The 19882-nt window shown below is 63.1% G+C and carries 23 protein-coding genes; 7 read left to right on the top strand and 16 right to left on the bottom strand.

The window, feature by feature from the left end:
- Entirely contained in the window at positions 1-429 is a 429-nt protein-coding gene (rplM, locus tag BLR66_RS11975) for a 50S ribosomal protein L13 (RefSeq protein WP_093286536.1), read from the bottom strand.
- Between the two features lie 256 nt (positions 430-685).
- On the opposite strand from rplM, the gene coq7 reads away from it, so the two are divergent.
- The gene (gene coq7 / locus BLR66_RS11970; protein ID WP_093287833.1) at positions 686-1327 is read left to right on the top strand and encodes a 2-polyprenyl-3-methyl-6-methoxy-1,4-benzoquinone monooxygenase; all 642 of its coding nucleotides are present in this window, start codon (positions 686-688) and stop codon (positions 1325-1327) included.
- Between the two features lie 101 nt (positions 1328-1428).
- Here coq7 and sugE read toward each other — a convergent pair whose 3' ends face one another.
- Entirely contained in the window at positions 1429-1746 is a 318-nt protein-coding gene (gene sugE / locus BLR66_RS11965; protein ID WP_093287830.1) for a quaternary ammonium compound efflux SMR transporter SugE, read from the bottom strand.
- A 172-nt stretch (positions 1747-1918) separates the two neighbouring features.
- Positions 1919-2713 carry an adenosylmethionine decarboxylase gene (gene speD / locus BLR66_RS11960; RefSeq protein WP_093286533.1) on the bottom strand — a complete coding sequence of 265 codons (795 nt, stop codon included), beginning with the start codon at positions 2711-2713 and terminating at the stop codon, positions 1919-1921.
- A gap of 142 nt (positions 2714-2855) precedes the next feature.
- Here speD and crp point away from each other — a divergent pair, with 142 nt between their 5' ends.
- On the top strand, positions 2856-3542 hold the full coding sequence (crp, locus tag BLR66_RS11955) for a cAMP-activated global transcriptional regulator CRP (protein ID WP_093286529.1): 687 nt from the start codon (positions 2856-2858) through the stop codon (positions 3540-3542).
- Between the two features lie 223 nt (positions 3543-3765).
- A complete protein-coding gene (locus tag BLR66_RS11950) occupies positions 3766-4140 on the top strand; it encodes a TFIIB-type zinc ribbon-containing protein (protein ID WP_093286525.1) in 375 nt (124 codons plus the stop codon).
- A 109-nt stretch (positions 4141-4249) separates the two neighbouring features.
- Here BLR66_RS11950 and BLR66_RS11945 read toward each other — a convergent pair whose 3' ends face one another.
- The 9 genes from BLR66_RS11945 to BLR66_RS11905 all read right to left on the bottom strand — a co-directional run bounded on the left by BLR66_RS11945 (position 4250) and on the right by BLR66_RS11905 (position 13182).
- On the bottom strand, positions 4250-4987 hold the full coding sequence (locus BLR66_RS11945) for a haloacid dehalogenase-like hydrolase (RefSeq protein ID WP_093286522.1): 738 nt from the start codon (positions 4985-4987) through the stop codon (positions 4250-4252).
- Entirely contained in the window at positions 4980-5777 is a 798-nt protein-coding gene (gene trpC, locus BLR66_RS11940; RefSeq protein WP_093286519.1) for an indole-3-glycerol phosphate synthase TrpC, read from the bottom strand. Before trpC ends, BLR66_RS11945 begins: the two co-directional genes overlap by 8 nt.
- Before the next feature lie 195 nt (positions 5778-5972).
- A complete protein-coding gene (locus tag BLR66_RS11935) occupies positions 5973-6311 on the bottom strand; it encodes an antibiotic biosynthesis monooxygenase family protein (protein ID WP_093286516.1) in 339 nt (112 codons plus the stop codon).
- 71 nt (positions 6312-6382) lie between these two features.
- The gene (gene trpD, locus BLR66_RS11930; protein WP_093286512.1) at positions 6383-7414 is read right to left on the bottom strand and encodes an anthranilate phosphoribosyltransferase; all 1032 of its coding nucleotides are present in this window, start codon (positions 7412-7414) and stop codon (positions 6383-6385) included.
- Positions 7415-7560: 146 nt separating this feature from the next.
- The gene (locus BLR66_RS11925; RefSeq protein WP_093286508.1) at positions 7561-8139 is read right to left on the bottom strand and encodes an anthranilate synthase component II; all 579 of its coding nucleotides are present in this window, start codon (positions 8137-8139) and stop codon (positions 7561-7563) included.
- A gap of 82 nt (positions 8140-8221) precedes the next feature.
- Complete coding sequence (locus tag BLR66_RS11920; protein WP_255402589.1) at positions 8222-10243, bottom strand: acyltransferase family protein; 2022 nt, start codon at positions 10241-10243, stop codon at positions 8222-8224.
- Positions 10244-10358: 115 nt separating this feature from the next.
- Positions 10359-11846, bottom strand: coding sequence for an anthranilate synthase component I (gene trpE, locus BLR66_RS11915; protein ID WP_093286499.1), 1488 nt, complete (start codon positions 11844-11846; stop codon positions 10359-10361).
- Between the two features lie 296 nt (positions 11847-12142).
- Complete coding sequence (gene rpe, locus BLR66_RS11910) at positions 12143-12817, bottom strand: ribulose-phosphate 3-epimerase (protein WP_093286494.1); 675 nt, start codon at positions 12815-12817, stop codon at positions 12143-12145.
- A gap of 32 nt (positions 12818-12849) precedes the next feature.
- Positions 12850-13182: a J domain-containing protein gene (locus BLR66_RS11905; RefSeq protein WP_093286491.1), complete on the bottom strand. Its 333-nt coding sequence runs from the start codon at positions 13180-13182 to the stop codon at positions 12850-12852.
- A 102-nt stretch (positions 13183-13284) separates the two neighbouring features.
- Here BLR66_RS11905 and BLR66_RS11900 point away from each other — a divergent pair, with 102 nt between their 5' ends.
- The 3 genes from BLR66_RS11900 to BLR66_RS11890 all read left to right on the top strand — a co-directional run bounded on the left by BLR66_RS11900 (position 13285) and on the right by BLR66_RS11890 (position 15307).
- Positions 13285-14226 (top strand): phosphoribosylaminoimidazolesuccinocarboxamide synthase, encoded by a 942-nt coding sequence (locus BLR66_RS11900; RefSeq protein ID WP_093286487.1) that lies wholly within the window; start codon positions 13285-13287, stop codon positions 14224-14226.
- A gap of 189 nt (positions 14227-14415) precedes the next feature.
- Complete coding sequence (locus BLR66_RS11895; protein ID WP_093286481.1) at positions 14416-14751, top strand: DMT family transporter; 336 nt, start codon at positions 14416-14418, stop codon at positions 14749-14751.
- Positions 14752-14827: 76 nt separating this feature from the next.
- A complete protein-coding gene (locus BLR66_RS11890; RefSeq protein WP_093286478.1) occupies positions 14828-15307 on the top strand; it encodes an Mpo1 family 2-hydroxy fatty acid dioxygenase in 480 nt (159 codons plus the stop codon).
- Between the two features lie 32 nt (positions 15308-15339).
- Here the strand turns inward: BLR66_RS11890 and BLR66_RS11885 are convergent, their stop codons facing one another.
- From BLR66_RS11885 to BLR66_RS11870, 4 genes are all read right to left on the bottom strand, one after another.
- Positions 15340-16197 (bottom strand): NAD-dependent epimerase/dehydratase family protein, encoded by an 858-nt coding sequence (locus tag BLR66_RS11885; RefSeq protein ID WP_093286473.1) that lies wholly within the window; start codon positions 16195-16197, stop codon positions 15340-15342.
- Positions 16198-17400, bottom strand: a complete 1203-nt coding sequence (nhaA, locus tag BLR66_RS11880) for a Na+/H+ antiporter NhaA (RefSeq protein ID WP_093286468.1) — start codon at positions 17398-17400, stop codon at positions 16198-16200. It abuts the gene before it with no gap.
- Positions 17401-17434: 34 nt separating this feature from the next.
- Positions 17435-18388: a calcium/sodium antiporter gene (locus BLR66_RS11875; RefSeq protein ID WP_093286463.1), complete on the bottom strand. Its 954-nt coding sequence runs from the start codon at positions 18386-18388 to the stop codon at positions 17435-17437.
- A 147-nt stretch (positions 18389-18535) separates the two neighbouring features.
- Entirely contained in the window at positions 18536-19165 is a 630-nt protein-coding gene (locus tag BLR66_RS11870) for a hypothetical protein (RefSeq protein WP_093286458.1), read from the bottom strand.
- 137 nt (positions 19166-19302) lie between these two features.
- On the opposite strand from BLR66_RS11870, the gene BLR66_RS11865 reads away from it, so the two are divergent.
- Positions 19303-19872: a hypothetical protein gene (locus BLR66_RS11865; RefSeq protein WP_093286455.1), complete on the top strand. Its 570-nt coding sequence runs from the start codon at positions 19303-19305 to the stop codon at positions 19870-19872.
- Positions 19873-19882 lie beyond the last annotated feature (10 nt).

The raw sequence follows: 19882 nt of genomic DNA, 5'->3' as shown, positions 1-19882 counted from the left end.
TCAGATATCCAGGACTTGCGGCTGCTGGGCGGCGTGCGGGTGATTGGGGCCTGCGTAGACCTTGAGCTTGCGGTACATCTCGCGGCCCAGGGTGTTCTTGGGCAGCATGCCCTTGACGGCGATCTCGATGACGCGCTCGGGGTGGCGCTCAAGCGCCTGGCCCAGGGTTTCGGTCTTCAGGTTGCCGATATAGCCGGTGAAGCGGTGATACTTCTTGTCGGCCAGCTTGTTGCCGGTCACGTGGATCTTTTCGGCATTGATCACCACCAGGTAATCGCCGGTATCAACGTGCGGGGTGTAGACGGGCTTGTGCTTGCCGCGGAGACGGCGGGCCAGCTCGGTGGACAGGCGACCCAGGGTCTTGCCTGTGGCGTCGACGAGGTACCAGTCGCGCTGGACGGTCTCGGACTTGGCGCTAAACGTATTCATGAAGGAGCTCGATGTTGTTTGGTCGGGCTGATTGCGCCGAAAACTTCCGGCGGAACTTTGCCACGCGTTGTAAGGGCGGAACGAAAGAGGCGGGATTGTACGTACCGCCGTGCTGCATTGCAAGCAAACCCGGGCCGTAGGTCGGGGCTACGCCCCCGACGCTCTTGTCTCAGCGCGTCGGCCACATAGAGCTTGCCCGTACCTGGGGCCGACCTACCGCTACCTGCTGGCTAGCAAGCCCGGCACAATGGCGCACATGACCCTACGTGCCCTCTCGCCCCTCGACCGGCTGCTGGTCGATGCCCAGAACGCCCTCGGCACCCTGGCTGGCAAACCCCTGGCCCGCCGACCCAACCCGGCCGCCGACACCGCCGACGTGGAGCTGGACGCCGACGAACGCCGTCACGCGGCCGGCCTGATGCGCATCAACCACGTGGGCGAGGTCTGCGCCCAAGGGCTCTATTTCGGCCAGGCCGCGGTGGCCCGCGACCCGCAGACCCGGGAACACCTGCTGGAGGCCGCCCAGGAAGAAACCGACCATCTGGCCTGGTGCGCGGACCGGCTGGAAGAACTGGACAGCCGCCCCAGCCTGTTCAACCCGTTCTGGTACGCCGGCAGCTACTCACTGGGCGTGCTGGCCGGCTTGCGTGGCGATGGCTGGAACCTGGGTTTCGTGGTGGAAACCGAGCACCAGGTCGAGGCGCACCTGGACGAGCACCTGCAGACCCTGCCCGAAGCGGACCTGCGCAGCAGGGAGATCATCAAAGTGATGAAGGCCGACGAGGCCCGCCATGCCGACCATGCCGAACAGGCGGGCGCCCGGGTTCTGCCGCAGCCCATCCCGGCGCTGATGACCGTCGCCTCCAATCTGATGAAGGCTGTGGCTTACCGGCTCTGAGGCCGGAGATATCGGAATCGCGTAGGAGCGACGTGAGTCGCGAAGATTTTTCGGACATCTACCGTTTCGCGACTCACGTCGCTCCTACGACGCCCATGCCTTCACGCCGAGGTTAGCTTGAGGCCGATCACGCCGCTGATGATCAACGCGATGCACAGCAGCCTTGCAGGCGAGGCGCTTTCTGAAAACAACAGCAAGCCCAGTGTGGCCACGCCCACCGCTCCTATCCCGGTCCAGATGGCATAAGCGGTGCCCACCGGAATTGTGCGCAGAGCCTGGGTCAGCAGCCACAGGCTGATGGCTGCGGAGACGACGGTGCCGAGACTGGGCCATAGACGGGTGAAGCCTTCGGTGTATTTCAGGCCTATGGCGAAGCCGATCTCGAAAACGCCGGCAAGCAGCAGATAGATCCAGGGCATGGTGCTCTCCTCGAACTGGGGCATGAAACGAAAAACGGCCCATGGCTTTCGCCACGGACCGCCGTCGGTCTTGGTAGCGCAGGAATGAATTCCTGCGCGCGGGTCGTCCCGCCTTTTCTTGATGCCGCGCAGGATACCGGGAGCTCCCCGAATCCCACGTAACCCGGCTGGCTTATTCGACCAGGTTGCGCCCGTGGAACAGCTCTTCGATCTCGCGCTTGAGCAGCGCCTCGATCTTCATGCGTTCCTTGAACGACAGGTTCTTGGCCTTTTCCTCGAACAGGTACTGGTCAAGGTCGAAGTCCTTCAGGTGCATCTTGGTGTGGAAGATGTTTTCCTGATAGACATTGACGTCGAACATCTCGTAGCGCGATTTGATGTTCTTGGCCAGGAAGTCCTGGATCGAGTTGATCTTGTGGTCGATGTAGTGCTTCTTGCCCTTCACGTCGCGGGTGAAGCCGCGCACGCGGTAGTCGGCCACCACGATGTCCGATTCGAAGCTTTCGATCAGGTAGTTCAACGCCTTCAGCGGCGAGATCACGCCGCAGGTGGCCACGTCGATGTCGGCGCGGAAGGTGGCGATGCCGTGCTGCGGATGCGTTTCCGGATACGTATGGACGGTGATGTGGCTTTTGTCCAAGTGCGCGACCACCGCGTCGGAGATGATCTCCTTGCCGGCCAGCTTCTTGTCGATCACCGGCTCCTCGGAAATCAGGATGGTGACCGAGGCGCCCTGCGGGTCGTAGTCCTGGCGGGCCACGTTGAGGATGTTGGCGCCGATGATCTCGGCCACATCGGTCAGGATCTGGGTCAGGCGATCGGCGTTGTATTCCTCGTCGATGTAGGCGATATAACGCTGGCGCTCCTCTTCCGAGACCGCGTAGCAGACGTCATAGATATTGAAACTCAGCGCCTTGGTAAGGTTGTTGAAACCCTGGAGCCTGAGACGCGGGAGTGGTTTGACCACGGCGGAGATCCCTCTGGGGGAAGCGGCGAGGGGCGCGATTATGCGGCAAACGGGGTGACAGCGAAATGTCGGTCTGACCAGGGTTTGCCGTTGCGCACATATTCAGACTAAGCTTGCTGAACTCACATTTGAATTCCCCCGAATGAGCCTTGGCACCCCTATTTCCAATCCTGCGCGTATCGCGGCCAGCCCCCTGACGCCCGACGCCGCCACCATCGAACGCTTCCTGGCCCACTGCCATCGCCGCCGCTACCCGGCGCGGGCGGACGTATTCCGCCCCGGCGACCCGGCCGGCACCCTGTACTACGTGGTCAGCGGCTCGGTCAGCATCATCACCGAGGAAGAGGACGATCGCGAGCTGGTGCTGGGCTATTTCGGAGCCGGCGAGTTCGTCGGCGAGATGGGCCTGTTCATCGAATCGGACCGCCGCGAAGTGATCCTGCGCACCCGTACGCAATGCGAACTGGCCGAGATCAGCTATGAGCGCCTGCACCAGCTGTTCTCCGGCACCCTGATCGCCGACGCGCCGCGCCTGCTTTATTCCATCGGTTCACAGCTCTCTCGCCGACTGCTGGATACCAGCAGGAAAGCCAGCCGTCTGGCCTTCCTGGACGTCACCGACCGCATCGTCCGCACCCTGCACGACCTGGCTCGCGAGCCGGAGGCCATGAGCCACCCGCAAGGCACCCAGCTGCGCGTTTCCCGGCAGGAGCTGGCCCGTCTGGTCGGCTGCTCGCGCGAGATGGCCGGCCGCGTACTGAAGAAACAGCAGGCCGACGGCGTGCTGCATGCCCGCGGCAAGACCGTCGTGCTGTACGGCACGCGTTGAAAGCACCAGTTTGGGGATTGGATCAGGCGGGCTTCGGCCCGCCTTTTCTTTGCCTGATCGCCAGCGCTTGTTCTTGTAGGAGCGGGCCCTGCCCGCGACGCTCTTTCCTTAATCTTGGAGGGAAAAGCGTCGCGGGCAGGGCCCGCTCCTACAAGAGCACCTCTCGCCTGCGCCGGGGCAACTCGGGTATCTTCGGCCCGTCATCCTTGACCGAGGTCTTTGCATGCAATGTCCCAAGTGCGCCGGCACGATGGAACGTGTCACCCACCTGGCCTGGCACGTCCATCGCTGCACCGAGTGCAAGGGCCTGTGGTTCGACATGGGCGATTACGAGCACCTGAAGGGCTACGCCGAAGAAATCGACACGGGCGACGTACACCGCGGCGAAGCCACCAACGAGATCGACCATATCGACTGTCCGGCCTGCGCCGGCAAACGGCCGCTGATCCGCATGGTCGATCCGCAGCAGCCGCATATCTGGTTCGAGAGCTGCAAGAACTGCTACGGGCGCTTCTACGACGCCGGCGAGTTCCGCGATTTCGCCGAACACGACTTCCACGACCTCATCCTGGATTGGAAGGCCAAACCCCGCGATTGACCATAGGGTGGGCTCCGGCCCGCCATTGCCATCTTCACGCTTGCGATGGCAAGTCGCGAACCAGAGCAAGGCAACCGTACCGCGCCGCAATGGTGGGCCAGGGCCCACTCTATGGGGGCGAGGCTACCGGATCGCCGGCGCGGTCCTTGCATCCCCAGTTGAGGATTGGCGTACCCGGGGGCAACACGCTTCGGAACATCGCTACGCGCTTGGCCTTGGGATTCACCACCACCGGCGCGCGTGCGGCCCTGAGCAGCGGAAGATCGGCGCTGCTGTCCGAATAGGCCACCGCGATCTCGCCATAGCCGCGTTCTTGCAGCATCCGGACTTTTTCTTCGTTGTGGCAATGGCGCCGTGCGCCCATCGCACCGAAGCGCGGACCGACCGCGGTGCCGATCACCGGCACGTCCTGGTGGGTGACGCAGGCCAGGATGGCTCGGGCCAGCTCAGGCGGCGCGCCGGTGGCGATGACCACGCGGTCGCCCGACGCCCGGTGTCCGCGCAGCACTTCCAAAGCGATCGGCAGCAGGCGCCGGCGGATTTCTACCTGGTGCGTGGCCACGTACAGGTCGATCATGGCATCGAAGCTGCGGCGTCCATGCAAACCGAATGTGCCGATCCAGACATAGCCGGTGATGCCGCGGCGCCTCGTCGGCAAGAACGCCACCATCGGTCCCAGCAGTGGCGTCGCCAGCAGCGCGGCCAGCATCCGCAACGGGTTGCGCTTCACCAGCCAGCCCAGCACGTGGCTGAAGGAATCGCCGTCGTACAGGGTGTGGTCGAAGTCGAAAACCACTACCGGCGCTTCGTCGCGCGGCGTCGGAAATTTCTGTGCAGCTTCACTCATACGGGAAGAATAACTGACGCAACGCCTCGCCCGGCTCATCGGCGCGCATGAAAGTCTCGCCGACCAGGAATGCGTGCACGCCGGCCGCGCGCATCCGGGCGATATCGTCGGCTACGACTATTCCGCTCTCGGTGACCAGCAGGCGGTCCTTGGGCACCGCGTCCTTCATCGCCAGCGTATTGTCCAGCGATACTTCGAAGGTGCGCAGGTTGCGGTTGTTGATGCCTATCAGCGGCACCGGCACCTGCAGTGCGCGTTCCAGTTCGTCTATGTCGTGCACTTCCACCAGCACGTCCATCTCCAGCTGCATGGCCAGGCCGGAAAGGTCGACCAGCTGGCCATCGTCCAGCGCGGCGGCGATCAGCAGAATGCAGTCGGCGCCCAGCGCGCGCGCTTCGTACACCTGATAGGGGTCGATGGTGAAATCCTTGCGCAGCACCGGCAGGGTGCAGGCGTCGCGCGCCTGCTGCAGGTAGGCGTCGGCGCCCTGGAAGAAATCCACATCGGTCAGCACCGACAGGCAGGCCGCGCCGCCGAACTCGTAGCTCATGGCGATCTCGGCCGGCCGGAAATCCTGGCGTATCACGCCCTTGGACGGGCTGGCCTTCTTGATCTCGGCGATCACCGCCGCATCGCCCGTGCCGATGCGTTCTTGCAACGCATCGGCGAAACCGCGTACGGGCGAAGCGTCGTTCGCGCGCGCGATCACTTCGACCAGCGGCGCACGGGCGCTGCGTTCGGCGATTTCTTCGGCCTTGCGGGCGAGGATGGTGTTGAGGATGTCGCTCATTGGGGCCTTGTGAGGTGGCTTTGCAGCCCATTCGTGCGGAATTCTAAGTTATTCAGACGATTCGCCCTACAAACCCGTTCGTGGTGAGCCTGTCGAACCACGCTCTTTGCGATTTGTTCAAATATTGACAACCCGTTTTCGTGGCGAAAAACGTGGTTCGACAGGCTCACCACGAACGGATCAAGGAATTCCGGCCTATTTTCCATCCCAACCGTAGGCACGCTCTACCTTGGCGACACGCAACTCAAAATGGTCGTACCAGTCGCTGCGCCCGCGCTCGCGCGCGGCGGTGTGTTCGGCATGCCGACGCCAGGCCAGGATGGATTCCTCGCTTTCCCAGTAAGCCACGGTGATGCCGAAACCGTCGGCGCCGCGCGTGGACTCCACGCCAAGGAAGCCAGGCTGCTCTCGTGCCAGCTCAACCATGCGCTGTGCGGTGCTGCCGTAGCCTTCCTCGTCGTGCGCGTTGCGTTGGGAGGAAAAGATGACCGCGTAGTACGGTGGCTTGGGAAGTTGTGCGAACCCATCATTCATATGCATATCTCTCAGCCGTCATTCCCGCGAAGGCGGGAATGACGAGCCCAAAAATTGCGCCTGCACCTTGTTCACTGAACCAGTCTCCTGGTCGTCGCCACGAACTCCTCCAGCTTGGCCAGCGCCGCGCCGGTGGTGATGACCTCGCGCGACATCTCGATCCCCGCTTCGATGGAATCGGCGACGCCGGCGACGTACAGCGCCGCGCCTGCGTTCAACACGACGATCTCGCGCGCCGGGCCTGGGCGGTTGTCCAGCACGCCGAGCAGCATCGTCTTCGATTCCGCCGCATCGGCCACGCGCAGATTGCGGCTGGCCGACATGGCGATGCCGAAATCCTCCGGATGCAGTTCGTACTCGGTGACCACGCCGTTGCGCAATTCGCCGACCAGGGTGGCCGCGCCCAGGGACAGCTCGTCCATGCCGTCGCGACCCCACACCACCAGCGCGCGTTCGGCGCCCAGTTCGTGCAGCGCGCGCGCCTGGATGCCGACCAGATCGGGATGGAACACGCCCATCAGTATGTTCGGCGCGCCGGCCGGATTGGTCAGCGGGCCCAGGATGTTGAAGATGGTACGCACGCCCATTTCGCGGCGGACCGGGGCGACCACTTTCATCGCTGGGTGGTGCACCGGCGCGAACATGAAGCCGATGCCGGTGCTGGCGATGGACTGGGCGACCTGCTCCGGCTCCAGCTCGATCGATGCGCCCAGCGCTTCCAGCACGTCGGCGCTGCCGGATTTGGACGACACGCTGCGGTTGCCGTGCTTGGCCACTTTGGCGCCTGCCGCCGCCGCGACGAACATCGAGGCGGTGGAGATGTTGAAGGTGTGCGAGCCATCGCCGCCGGTGCCGACGATGTCCACCAGGCGCGACTTGTCCGGCACCTCCACCGTGCGCGAGAACTCGCGCATCACCGTGGCCGCGCCGGCGATCTCGCCGATGGTCTCCTTCTTCACCCGCAGCCCGGTGAGGATGGCCGCGGTCATGACCGGCGAGACTTCGCCACGCATGATCAGGCGGAACAGGTCCACCATCTCGTCGTGGAAGATCTCGCGATGCTCGATGGTGCGTTGCAGGGCTTCTTGGGGGGTAAGGGGCATGGCTTGGCGCTCTTGTTCGGGAAACCGGAACTCCGGCTTTCGCTTTTGCCGTCATCCCAGCGAAAGCTGGGATCCATCTTGATCTTAGAGGTCAACGCGCACATCAAAATGGATTCCAGCTTTCGCTGGAATGACGACACTGTTGTTTATTGTTCCAGGAAGTTCTTCAGCAGCGCATGTCCATGCTCAGTCAGGATGGACTCGGGATGGAACTGCACGCCCTGCACCGGGAACTGCTTGTGGCGCAAGCCCATGATTTCCTCGAACGAGCCGTCTTCCAGCTCGGTCCAGGCGGTGATCTCCAGGCTGTCGGGCAGCGTGCCGCGATCCACCACCAGCGAATGGTAGCGCGTGGCTTCATAGGCGTCGGGCAGGTGGGCGAACACGCCCTTGCCTTCATGGCGGATACGCGAGGTCTTGCCGTGCATGATGGTCTTGGCGCGGATCACATCGCCGCCGTAGGCTTGGCCGATGCTCTGGTGGCCCAAACACACGCCCAGGATCGGCGTGCGCTGGCCCAGTCGTTCGATCAGTTCCAGCGACACGCCCGCTTCGTTGGGCGTGCACGGACCGGGCGAAATGACGATGCGCTCGGGGGCGAGCTTTTCGATCTCATCCACCGTCAGCGCATCGTTGCGCACCACCTTGACCTCGGCACCCAGCGATTGCAGGTATTGCACGAGGTTGTAGGTGAAGCTGTCGTAGTTGTCGAGCATTAGCAGCATCGTTGTTTCCTGCATCGGTTTCTTTGGGGCGGTGAAACCAGAAGGAACGCCAACCGCCGGGCATATAGCGCACGGGAACGCCTCATGGGATACCTTCCGGCACCGGCAACCCGATCTTGGCCAGATCTTCCCGATGGACCTCCGCCATGCGCTCGCCCAAGTGCCTGGCAAAGTTTCTGGAAAGATGGTGCTGATCATATGAAGCCGGCTCTCCGTCAACATAGGTCAGGCACATGTCCAGCCTGTCTCCGCCGCAAAGCAACCGGTATTTGCTGATGTACAGGTAGTCGAGCGACTTCACCTGCGGTACGGGTGAGTTCTCCCTTTCGCCCGGGTTATGGTAGTTCACGAACTCTTGCCGCCGACAAGCTTCATATGTTCGATATCTGTTGTACAAGGACGCGCATTCCACAGTCGTTTGCAAGTAGGAACCGATCGCAACAATCTTGATGGAAGGATTCCTTTTTTTTACGAGCTCCAGCACGGCCCACAGATCTCGGGCGACAGGATCGAATCCGTGGTGTGTGTTGTAGACAATCACACTGATGCCCTTGAGGAACCGGCCGCTGTTCAGCGTTTTGAAGCGCTGGTCGCAAGCCAAATCCGGCGTCGGGGACGAGAAGCGCGTCTTATCGAAAACGATCTCGCAGTTATTCACCGTGCCGAAGTTGATCAGGTTAACTCGCTCATCCTTTCCATATATACGGTTGAAGGCGTTGAAGGCGTCGGGTTCGTGGGAATTTCCGAATAGCAGCACTTGTGAAGGCCGATCCCTAAAGCAACGAGTCTTGTCCTGCAGCACCTGGATATTGCATGCCGCGATAATATCCTCGAAACGTCTTGACTTGCCTGCATCGATCGCCGCAGCGCCCAGGGGCGCGAAGGCCTCGGCCTGGCTGGCGACGATGTTCCCCGCAGGTCGGGCAGTCGATTCCTTTGCGGTTACAGACTGAAGCAAAGAGCCCGGCGTGAAATACTGGTAACGCCAAATCATTCCATTGGAAAGGGCTACCACCACGCCCAATGCGCATATCCCGCCCGATACGGCCAGCACGTTTCGTATTATCTTGCTTGGTGCGCGCCTCGCGCCAGCGTGGCGGAATCTGGCTTCGACCAGATAGTGAAGGGCAACTGCGGTCGCCAGCGACAGCGAGGCCATCGCCATGAACCTGAAGACCCAGGCCGTCGCAGGCATGAACTGGCCGACGAAGATGACGACGGGCCAGTGGGTCAGGTAGAGCGAATAGCTGATTCTTCCGATCCAGGTGGACACCCCATTCGCGAGCAACGCCCTGCCAATCAGGGATCCACGCGCCATGATCACCAGGAGCGCGCCAGTGCAGGGCGCGATGGCGTTGACGTACGGAAAGACCATTCCTTCCTTCAAGCTGATGATCGAATAGACGATCAGGCCCAGCCCAAGCGCCATCATCAGTTCCTGCAGCATGCGCGACGGCGGCAGCTTGCCAACGACGAAGCAGCCGACCCCACCGATGGCGAACTCGAACACCCGGAAATGCGGCAGAAAAAAGAGATCGGAACCGTAACCGACATGCCGAATCGTGACGGCGAAATGGTTGGCGGCAAAACTTGCAACGCCCGCGACCACGATACTCCACAGCAGCCCCTTCCTCCCGAACTTCCGGAACGCCAGGTAGATGAAGGCCGGCCAGAACAGATAGAACTGCTCTTCTACGCTGAGCGACCAGGTATGCAGTAGTGGCTTGGTCTGGGACGCCGCGTCGAAGTAGCCGCTTTCCGACCAGAACAGCAGGTTCGACACGGACAACGCCGAGGCTACCAGCGATTTCCCGTAGGCGACCAGATCGGAGGGCGTCAGGCTCGCCAGCGCCATAATGGTGGTGGCCGCCAGGGTCGCTATCAGCGCCGGCAGGATGCGACGAATGCGGCGCGAATAAAAGTTACCGAAATCGAACCCGCCGGTCCCCACCACCTCATCGACGATGATCTTCGTGATCAGGTAACCACTGATGACGAAGAAGACATCGACGCCGACGTATCCTCCGTCCAATCCCGGGATCCCAAAGTGGAACAGCAGAACCGACATGACTGCGACACATCGCAATCCGTCCACATGTGGCATATAGCCAGAGCTTGGCGCTTTCATCCGGTCTTCATACTCCAGTAATTGCACTACGCGGCGCTGTAGCGGCCGCACCCCTTTCCAATCGCTTCCGCACAAGGTCCCCACTGCGGGGTCACAACCCCTTCGCCGCCTCAGCCACCGCCCTAAACAACGCCCTGCCCTTGTTCATCGTCTCATCCCACTCTTTCTCAGGGTCCGAGTCGTAGACGATCCCCGCGCCCGCCTGCACATGCAGCCGCCCGTCCTTGATCACCGCAGTGCGGATGGCGATCGCCGTATCCGCGTCGCCATGCCAACCGATGTAGCCGATGCTGCCAGCGTAGACGTTGCGCTTGATCGGCTCCAGCTCGCGTATCACTTCCAGCGCACGGATCTTCGGCGCGCCGCTGACGGTGCCCGCAGGAAAGGTCGCCCGCAGCACGTCGGCATAACTCAGGCCCGGCAGCAGCTTGCCGGTGACCTCGCTGACGATGTGCATGACATGGCTGTAGCGCTCGATCACGAATTGCTCGCCCACCTGCACCGTGCCCGCTTCCGATACCCGACCCGCATCATTGCGGCCCAGATCGATCAGCATCAGGTGTTCGGCACGCTCCTTGGGGTCGGCCAGCAGCTCGGCTTCCAGCGCCAGATCTTCCGCGTGCGTGTGTCCGCGCGGGCGCGTGCCCGCGATGGGACGCACGGTGACTTCGCCCTCGCCTTTATCGTTATGTTCAAGGCGAACGAGGATTTCAGGCGACGAACCCACCACCTGCACATCGCCCACGTCCAGGAAATACATGTAGGGCGAGGGATTGAGCGCGCGCAACGCCCGGTACACATCCACCGGGCGCGCATGGAACGGCACGCTGAGGCGCTGCGACAGCACCACCTGGAAAATGTCGCCGGCGCGGATGTATTCCTTGGATTTTTCCACCGCACCAATAAAGCCGTCGCGGGTGAACCCGGAAACGAAGTGGCTTTCGTCCAGCACGTTGCGGGTGATCGGCGCCGGGTACGAACCGGGCTGGCGCAGCTTGGCGGTCAGCGCGTCCAGCCGCGATTGCGCGTTTTCCCATGCGCCGGCTTCGCGCGGATCGGCGTGGACGATGAGGTACAGGCGACCCTTGAGGTTGTCGAAGACGGCCAGTTCTTCGGACAGCATCAGCAGGATGTCGGGCGTGTTCAGCTCATCCGGCTTGTCGCCGCCGGCCAGGCGCGGCTCGATATAGCCGATGCACTCGAAACCGAACCAGCCGACCAGTCCGCCGGTAAAACCGGGCAGGCCTTCCAGCTTGGGCACCGAATGTTCCGCACGCAGGGCTTCGACTTCGGCGAACGGATCGGCGACTTCGCGGCTTTCGACCACCTTGCCGTTATCGCGGATTTCCATGGCATGGCCGCGGAACGTGATCACGCGCCTGGCCGGCAGGCCGATGATGGAATAACGGCCGAAGCGCTCGCCGCCTTCCACCGATTCCAGCAGGTAGGTGTGCGGGGCGTCGGCGAGTTTCAGGTAGACCGAGAGCGGCGTGTCCAGGTCGGACAGCACTTCGCGCACCACCGGGATGCGGGTATGGCCTTGCTCAGCGTGCTGCTGGAATTGCTGGGGCGTGATCAAAACAGGTTTCCTTCCGAATCGCGGGAGTCAGGCAGACGACGGCAACAGGCCACCATCGCCAGCTGGGGCGAGCGGAAGGAAGGGCGCGGGAGAGGGTCTGTGTGGTCACAAGGGATACTTTAACCCGAGGCGGCGGCTTTTTGCCTTCCGTCCGTGTCATCACCCCGTCATTTTGGACCCTTAGCGTGGGAGTCCATAGCAGGGACGACTGGCGGAGGCAGGATAAGCCTCCAATCTTCCGGGGACGGGGCGAAAGCTTCCGTCCCTTTTCTATGGCGACAGTCTATGGCGGGGCCTTACCGGCCTGCGGCGGCGACCGCCGCACGCATCTTCGCGATCACCTGCTGGTAGTCCGGCGCATTGAAGATGGCCGAACCGGCGACGAAGGTATCGGCGCCGGCGGCCGCGATCTCGCCGATGTTGTCGGCCTTGACCCCGCCGTCGATTTCCAGGCGAATGGATTTACCGCTCGCATCGATCTTCTTGCGCACCGCGCGCAGCTTGTCCAGCGCCGAAGGAATGAAGGCCTGCCCGCCGAAACCGGGGTTGACCGACATCAACAGCACCATGTCCAGGTCTTCCAACACCCAGTCCAGCGCGTCGACCGGCGTGGCCGGGTTCAGCACCAGCCCGGCCTTGCAGCCATGCGATTTGATCAGCTGGATGGTGCGATGGACGTGGTTGCTGGCCTCCGGGTGAAAGCTGATCAGCGTGGCGCCGGCCTCGGCGAAATCGGGAACGATGCGGTCCACCGGCTTCACCATCAGGTGCACGTCGATCGGCGCGGTCACCCCGTGCTTGCGCAGTGCGCTGCAGACCAGCGGGCCGATGGTCAGGTTGGGCACGTAGTGGTTGTCCATCACGTCGAAGTGCACCCAGTCGGCGCCGGCCATCAGCACGTTGTCCACTTCCTCGCCCAGGCGGGCGAAATCGGCGGAGAGGATGGATGGGGCGATGATGCAGTCGGACATGGGGCGGTTTCCGTTGGGGATCCGATGAGGGGTCAGCGCTTGCGCAGCTTCTTGATGCGGTCGTAGGCGGCGTTGATCTCGCCGGCCTTCTTTTCCGCCTGCCGGCGCAGATCGTCAGCCGCACCGATCATTTTGTCCGGGTGATACTGGGAAATCAGCCGGCGATAAGCCTGATCGATTTCCGCATCGCTGGCCTCGCTGGTCAGATTGAAGATGCGATAGGGGTTGTCGCGGCTCAATTTGAACCAGTCCTGGTCGAAGGCGTGGCCGATGATCAGGCCTATCAGCGCACCAAAAACGGGATTCGGGCGGAACAGCAAAGCGCCCGCGATCAGGCCCAGCAGTTTTCCGTACCAGCGGTTCATCGGCAGCCTTGTTCCCGTATTGCCCGCATTTTACGGCACGGCGGCGCCCGCGCGCCGTAAACTAGGCGGCCTGCTCCCTTTCATCCGGCGGACCCAGGCTCCATGCCCACTACCCTGCTTCAATCCGATCTGCCCGGCCTGACGCTGCGCCATCGCGGCAAGGTACGGGATGTTTTCGACCTGCCGCGCGAGCGCCTGCCGGCCGATGCGCCTTCTGGAGCGGCTCTAACAGGAGATTTCCTGCTGATGGTCGCCACCGACCGCCTGAGCGCGTTCGACGTGGTGCTGCCCGACCCGATTCCCGGCAAGGGCGAGATGCTCTGCCAGATCTCCAATTTCTGGTTCGAGAAGACCGCCCACCTGCTGCCCAACCACCTGACCGGCATCGATGTGGCTTCGGTATTGCCGGCGGGTGTCGATCCGGCGCTGTACGCCAAACGCAGTGTGGTCACCAAGCGGCTGAAGCCGGTACCGGTGGAAGCCATCGCGCGCGGCTATCTGATCGGCAGCGGCTGGAAGGACTACCAGCGCACCGGCGCGGTCAGCGGCATCGCTCTTCCCGATGGCCTGCGCCAGGCCGAGAAACTGCCGGAACCCATTTTCACCCCATCGACCAAAGCCGCGGTCGGCGACCACGACGAGAACATCGACTTCGACACCATGGTCAAGGCGGTGGGCCCGGAGCTGGCCGAACGCGTGCGCGATGCGACCCTGCGCATCTATTCCTTCGCCGCCGACTACGCCGCCCAGCGCGGCATCCTGCTGGCAGACACCAAGTTCGAGTTCGGCACCGATGCCGACGGCCGGCTGTACGTGATGGACGAGATGCTGACGCCCGACTCCTCGCGCTACTGGCCCGCGGACGAATACGAAGTGGGCACCAGCCCGCCGAGCTACGACAAGCAGTTCGTGCGCGACTATCTGGAGACGCTGGACTGGGGCAAGACCGCGCCGGGGCCCGCGTTGCCGGCGGAAGTGATCGAGCGCACGCGCGCCAAGTATGCCGAAGCGCTGCAGAAGCTGGCGGGGATAGTGGTTGAGTAAAAGTATCTGGGCATTGCGTTGCCTGCTATGACATTCACGGAAGAAATGAAATAGTCATGCCGTCATTCCCGCGAAGGCGGGAACCCAGTGACTTTGCTTTCCACTGTTTCAAGTCACTGGGTCCCCGCCTTCGCGGGGATGACGATTCACTTTTCCGTGCCAGCCAACTTACCCATGCAGGAGCACTCGATGAAGATCGGCTACCTCTACCTGAGCATCGCCATCCTCGCCGAAGTCGTCGCCACCAGCGCATTGAAGTCTTCCGAAGGTTTCACCAGACCGCTGCCCAGCCTGGTCGTGGCGCTGGGCTACGGCGTGGCGTTCTACTTCCTGTCGCTGGTACTGAAGACGGTGCCGATGGGCGTGGCCTACGCCATCTGGTCGGGCGTGGGTATCGTGCTGATCGCCGGCATCGGCTGGTTGTGGATGAAGCAGCCGCTGGATGCCCCGGCCCTGCTGGGTATCGGCCTGATCGTGGCCGGCGTGGCGGTAATCCAGCTGTTTTCCAAATCTACGGCCCACTAGCGCCCGGCATCCCGGAAACGCCAGCCCCAATCGGCTATGCTCCATACCCTAGCGCACTGATCCTCGGGAGGGATGTATGAATGCGTCGGTACAACGCCCCATAGACCGCTGGTTCCACAGCTACTCCGGCGATCACCAGAACGAAACCAACCAACTGATCCACGTGTTCGCCGTACCTGCGATTCTCTGGTCGGTGGTGGCTTTCCTGTGGTGCATTCCCGTCTTCGGCACGCTGTTCAAGAGCGGGGTGTGGGCGGCGCTGGCGATGTTCGCGACCTGGATGTTCTACAACCGCCTCTCGCGGCCGATCGGCTACGGCATGCTGGTGGTGTTTTTCACCATGGGGTGCCTGTGCCGGCTGCTGGAACAAAGCGTCGGGTTGCAGAATCTGTTGTACATCGCCATCGCGGTATTCGTGTTGGCTTGGATCGCGCAATTCATCGGCCACAAGATCGAAGGCAAGAAACCCAGCTTCTTCACCGACCTGGTCTATTTGTTGATCGGCCCGATCTGGGTGCTGTCCAAGTTCTATCGCAAGATGGGTTGGAAATATTGAAGGACGCCTTGTAGAGCCGAACTTGCTCGGCTCTACAAAGAAAACATTCCGTCGGTGGGTTGGAACGCTCTTGGCGCGTAACCGAAATCCCGCTGCGCGGGCCCTAGATCGAACACCAGATCTTGCTGCATCCGCGCCACCGCCGCGCCGCCCAGGCTCTGCATTTTCCCCAGCGCATGCGCACCCGCCAACGCGGCCTTGAACAACGGCGTAGGCACCCGGACCAATCTCGCCGGCGGCTGTAGCGAGGCCAGGGTGCGCTTCACCATCTCCGCGTAAGCCAGCGTTTCTCCCCCGGGCAGTGCATAACTGCGGCCATGCGCATTGGCGGACTCCACCGCCGCCAAAGCCGCGTCCGCAAGATCCTGCACGTGCACCGGCTGCCGTAGCCCATTGGCGTTGCCCGGCAACACGAAGAAACCGGTGCGGCGCGCCAGCGATGCGATCCGGGTAAGGGTTTTGTCCCGGCCGGCTCCATAGACCAAGGTCGGGCGCAGCACCGTCGCGCCGGCCTGGCGTTGCCGGGCGACCTCGAAAATGCGGGCTTCCGCATCGCCCAGTCTGACGGCGACATCGCGCTCGGGCAGGTCTTCCGATTCCTGCTTGGTTTCAAGACTGGTCGAGCCGAAGGCGATCACACGAGCAGCGATCAACGTGGTGTTCGAATACCAGCGCGAGAAATGATCCAAGGGTCCCAGGCTGAAAATCGCGTCGACCTGTTGCGGCAGCCCTTCCACCTGCTGCAGATCGCCGCGCAGCCACTCCAGTTCCGCACTATCAACCTGCGGCGCGCGCGATACGGCCGTGACATGCCAATCATTGGCCAGCAATCGTTCGATCACCGGCACGCCGATCTGCCCACTGCCGCCGAAAACCAGCGCGCTGCGCATTCAATCCTTGCCGGGTTTCAATGTGAAACGCAGCCAGACCCAGCCGGTCAGCGCGGAGATCACCGACGCGCACAAAACGCCCAGCACCGAAGCCTCCCCGAAATGATCGCCGATACTGACGAAGGCCAGATTGGAAATGAACAAGCTCATGGTGAAGCCCACGCCGCAGAGCATGCCCAGGCCGACCATCGCCTTGAAGTCCATGCCCTCGGGAAAACGCGCGATGCCGGTGGCACGCGCGATCAGCGCAATGGCGACGATGCCGACCGGCTTGCCCAGCACCAGGCCCAGCACGATTCCCAGCGGCACCGACGCCAACAGGTCGCTTATCTGCAAGCCGCCCAGGACGAGGCCGGCATTGGTGAAGGCGAACAGCGGCAGCACCAGGTACGCCACCCAGGGATGCAAGGTGTGCTCCAGCGACTCCAGCGGCGAAGGTGCATCATCGGCCCTGCCGCGCAGCGGAATCAGCAGACCAGTCACCACGCCGGCCAATGTGGCATGCACGCCCGACTTCAGCACGAAGTACCAGACCACCGCGCCGAGCAACAGATACGGCCACAGACGCGTCACTCCTCGCCAGTTGAGCAGCAGCATCAAACCGACTCCCGCCCCGGCCCACGCCAGTTGGTGCGCGGCCAGATCGTGGGTGTAGAAGATGGCGATGATCAGGATGGCGACCAGATCATCGACCACCGCGATCGTGGAAAGCAGCAGCTTCATTCCCAACGGCACGCGCGAGCCCAGCAACGCCAGGATGCCGAGCGCGAAAGCGATGTCGGTGGCAGTAGGAATCGCCCAGCCGCGCAGCGCGACGGGATCGCCTTGGTTCATGGCCCAGTACAGGACCGCCGGCACCGCCACGCCGCCGATCGCGCACAGCACCGGCAGCAGCATCTGTTCGCGGCTGGAGAGCTGGCCGCTTAGGGTCTCGCGTTTTATTTCCAGCGCCACCAGCAGGAAGAACACCGCCATCAGCCCGTCGTTGATCCAGTGCTCGGCGCCTTTCACCAGGCTGAAACCGCCGACGCTGAAACCGATCGGCAAGTGCCGGAACGCTTCGTACGCGCCCTGCCACGGCGAGTTGGCCACGATCATCGCCAATGCGGCGGCGGCCATCAGCACGATGCCGGCGGCGGCTTGCAGGCGGAAGAAATCGCGCAGCAATGCGATGCCGCGGGTAACGGGATTGATTCGGCTCATGCGTCCAGTATATCGACCGGGCCGCAGGCCGCTCTCAGTTCGCGATCAGGAACAGTTCCAGCGCAACCCAGCCCAGGAACGCCACGAACAGGATCGCGCCCTCGGTCTTGCTGATGCGCAGATCGCCGCGCAGCATGGGGTACAGCACCAGCACGAAAGCGATGGCCGCGGGCAGTTCCAGTTTCACGAAGGACTCGGGCAGCGGCAGCGGACGCAGTGCGGCCATGCCGCCCACCACCACTAGCAGATTGAACAGGCTGGAACCGATCACATGGCCCACCACCATGTCGCCCTGCCCGCGCCGCGCGGCAGCGATGGCGGCGGCGACTTCCGGCAGCGCGGTGCCGATGGCCACCGGCAACAGGCCCACCAGCAACGGCGACCAACCCCAGCCGGCGCCGATCACCGGCGCGCCCTGCACCACGAACTTGGCGCCGAAATACAGCAACGCCACCGCGATCGCGAAGCGCAGCAGGTTCATCCACAGCACGCTGCGGGTGGCGGCGTAGGCCGCGATGCTCTCGCGCACTTCCACCTGCTCGCGTCCGCTGCGCGCCAGCATGAACGCCAGCGCAGCGACGAAACCCAGCAACAGCACGATGCCTTCGATGCGGGTGATGACGCCATCCAACCCGAACACGATCAAAGCCACGCTGGCTACCGTCAGCAACACCAGCAGCGGCGACAGCAGGCGCATGCGCACCAGCAACGGCGCGAAGATGGCGGCCAGACCCAGGGTCAGGCCGACGTTGACGATATTGCTGCCCACCGCGTTGCCCAGCGCCAGATCCTGCGCGCCCACTACATAAGCGCGTGCGTTGACGAACAATTCCGGTAGCGAAGTGCCGAACGCGACCAGCAACAGGCCGGCGACGAAGGGCGAAGCGCCGAACTTCTGCGCCAGGCCCGAAGCGCCCTTGACGATGGAATCGCCTCCCAGCGCCAGCAGCACCAGACCCAATGCGAAAAAACCCCAGGCTTCAGCCATCGCCGCTCTCCCCTACCGTTGTCCCGATTCCAGGGCCCAGTCTATGCGCAAGCGCGCCGCGTTGTCGTGGGAGCGGCGTCTCGCCGCGAGCCCTTGCTTAACGCTCGCGGCGAGACGCCGCTCCCACGGCCAGTGGGCGATCCTGGCTCAGGAGCAACCTTCCACGTAATCGACCTGCGGCGACAGGCCTACGCGCCATGCGGAGACCTTGCCGGCCGCATCGGTTTCGAACACCAGCTTGCTGGGCGCCACGCCGCTGGCGGCGATGGAGAGATACTGGCCGCCTTCCACATATTTATGCGGACTGGATTGCAGCGCGTTGCCATAGAGCTTCTGCAGTTCGTTGACGGTCATGCCGACCTTGCCGCCACCCGGTGCCGCCTCCTTGTCGGTACCCACGTCGTAGCGCACGAACTTGCCGTCTTCGGCCATGAAGGCGAAATCGGAGGCCTTCTTCACCCACTTCGGGGTCAGGTAGTAGCAGGTGCTGCCTTCGCTGGGCTTGCCATTGAGTTCGCCGCCCCAAGCGGCCTTGGCTTCGTCGACGGTGCTGCCGAGCTTCATGTCCCCGTAGCCGGCAAAGCTGGCCTGGGTGTCGCTGGGCGGCGCCGTCTCCGGTATTGCCGGAGCCGCCGTTTCCGGAACGCTGGCCTCGGCGTCCGCGGCGGGCGCTTCAGCAGCGGGAGAGGCGGCGTCGGGCGCGGGCGCCTCTGGTTTGCAACCGGTCAGCGACAAGGCGGCGGCAACCAGCACCCACGGGGCGAACGAATGGCGCATGGCGGAACTCCTGTTCTGGATGAGGACAGCACGCTAACACCCGCACGTTAAACGGTTGCAAAGCGCAGCCTGCTGTCATACGCCCTTAATTGCCGCCACGTAGCCTGCCCGCGGTCCATTACGCTCATGTGCGCCGTATGTTGCCACTCAAGACCGAACAGGCACGCCTCGCATTGCAATCGCACGCAGGGCCGCTGAGCATGCGCGAACGGCGCGCATTGATACTTTGCGATGGCCGCCGCAACCTGGAAGAGCTTACGGTGCTGCTGGGGCCGGACGCTCCCGCGCTGATAGGCCGCCTGCACGAAACCGGCTATCTGGCCACCGATGCGTCCATCAGGAAAACCCTTCCGGCTCCAACTCCGGCCCCGGCTGCTGCCCCTGCTCTATCGCCACCGCCTGCGGCGCAGCGGGAAACGGCCACCGGCGCGCGCCGCTCGCTGGTCGGAGCCAAGTTCTACATGCTGGGCATGCTGGAACTGCAACGCCATGAATCGGCGGCCGCCCATCACGCGCAGTTGCGCGCCAGCCAAGACCCCGACGCGACCGTGGCCCATCTGCTCGCTTCGCTGCACTGCCTGCAACGCACCACCAATGCTTCGATGGTGCAGCGCGTACGCGAGCGACTGGCCGAAGTGCTGCCCGAGGACTATCTGCCTGCGCTGGAAAAACTGAACCTGGCCACACCCCAATCCATCAGCCTCTGAATGCGCCACC

The organism is Pseudoxanthomonas sp. CF125 (assembly GCF_900104085.1).
GTDB lineage: Bacteria > Pseudomonadota > Gammaproteobacteria > Xanthomonadales > Xanthomonadaceae > Pseudoxanthomonas_A.
Note: the sequence above shows the minus strand (reverse complement) of the source record. Positions and strands in the feature narration are given on the sequence as shown.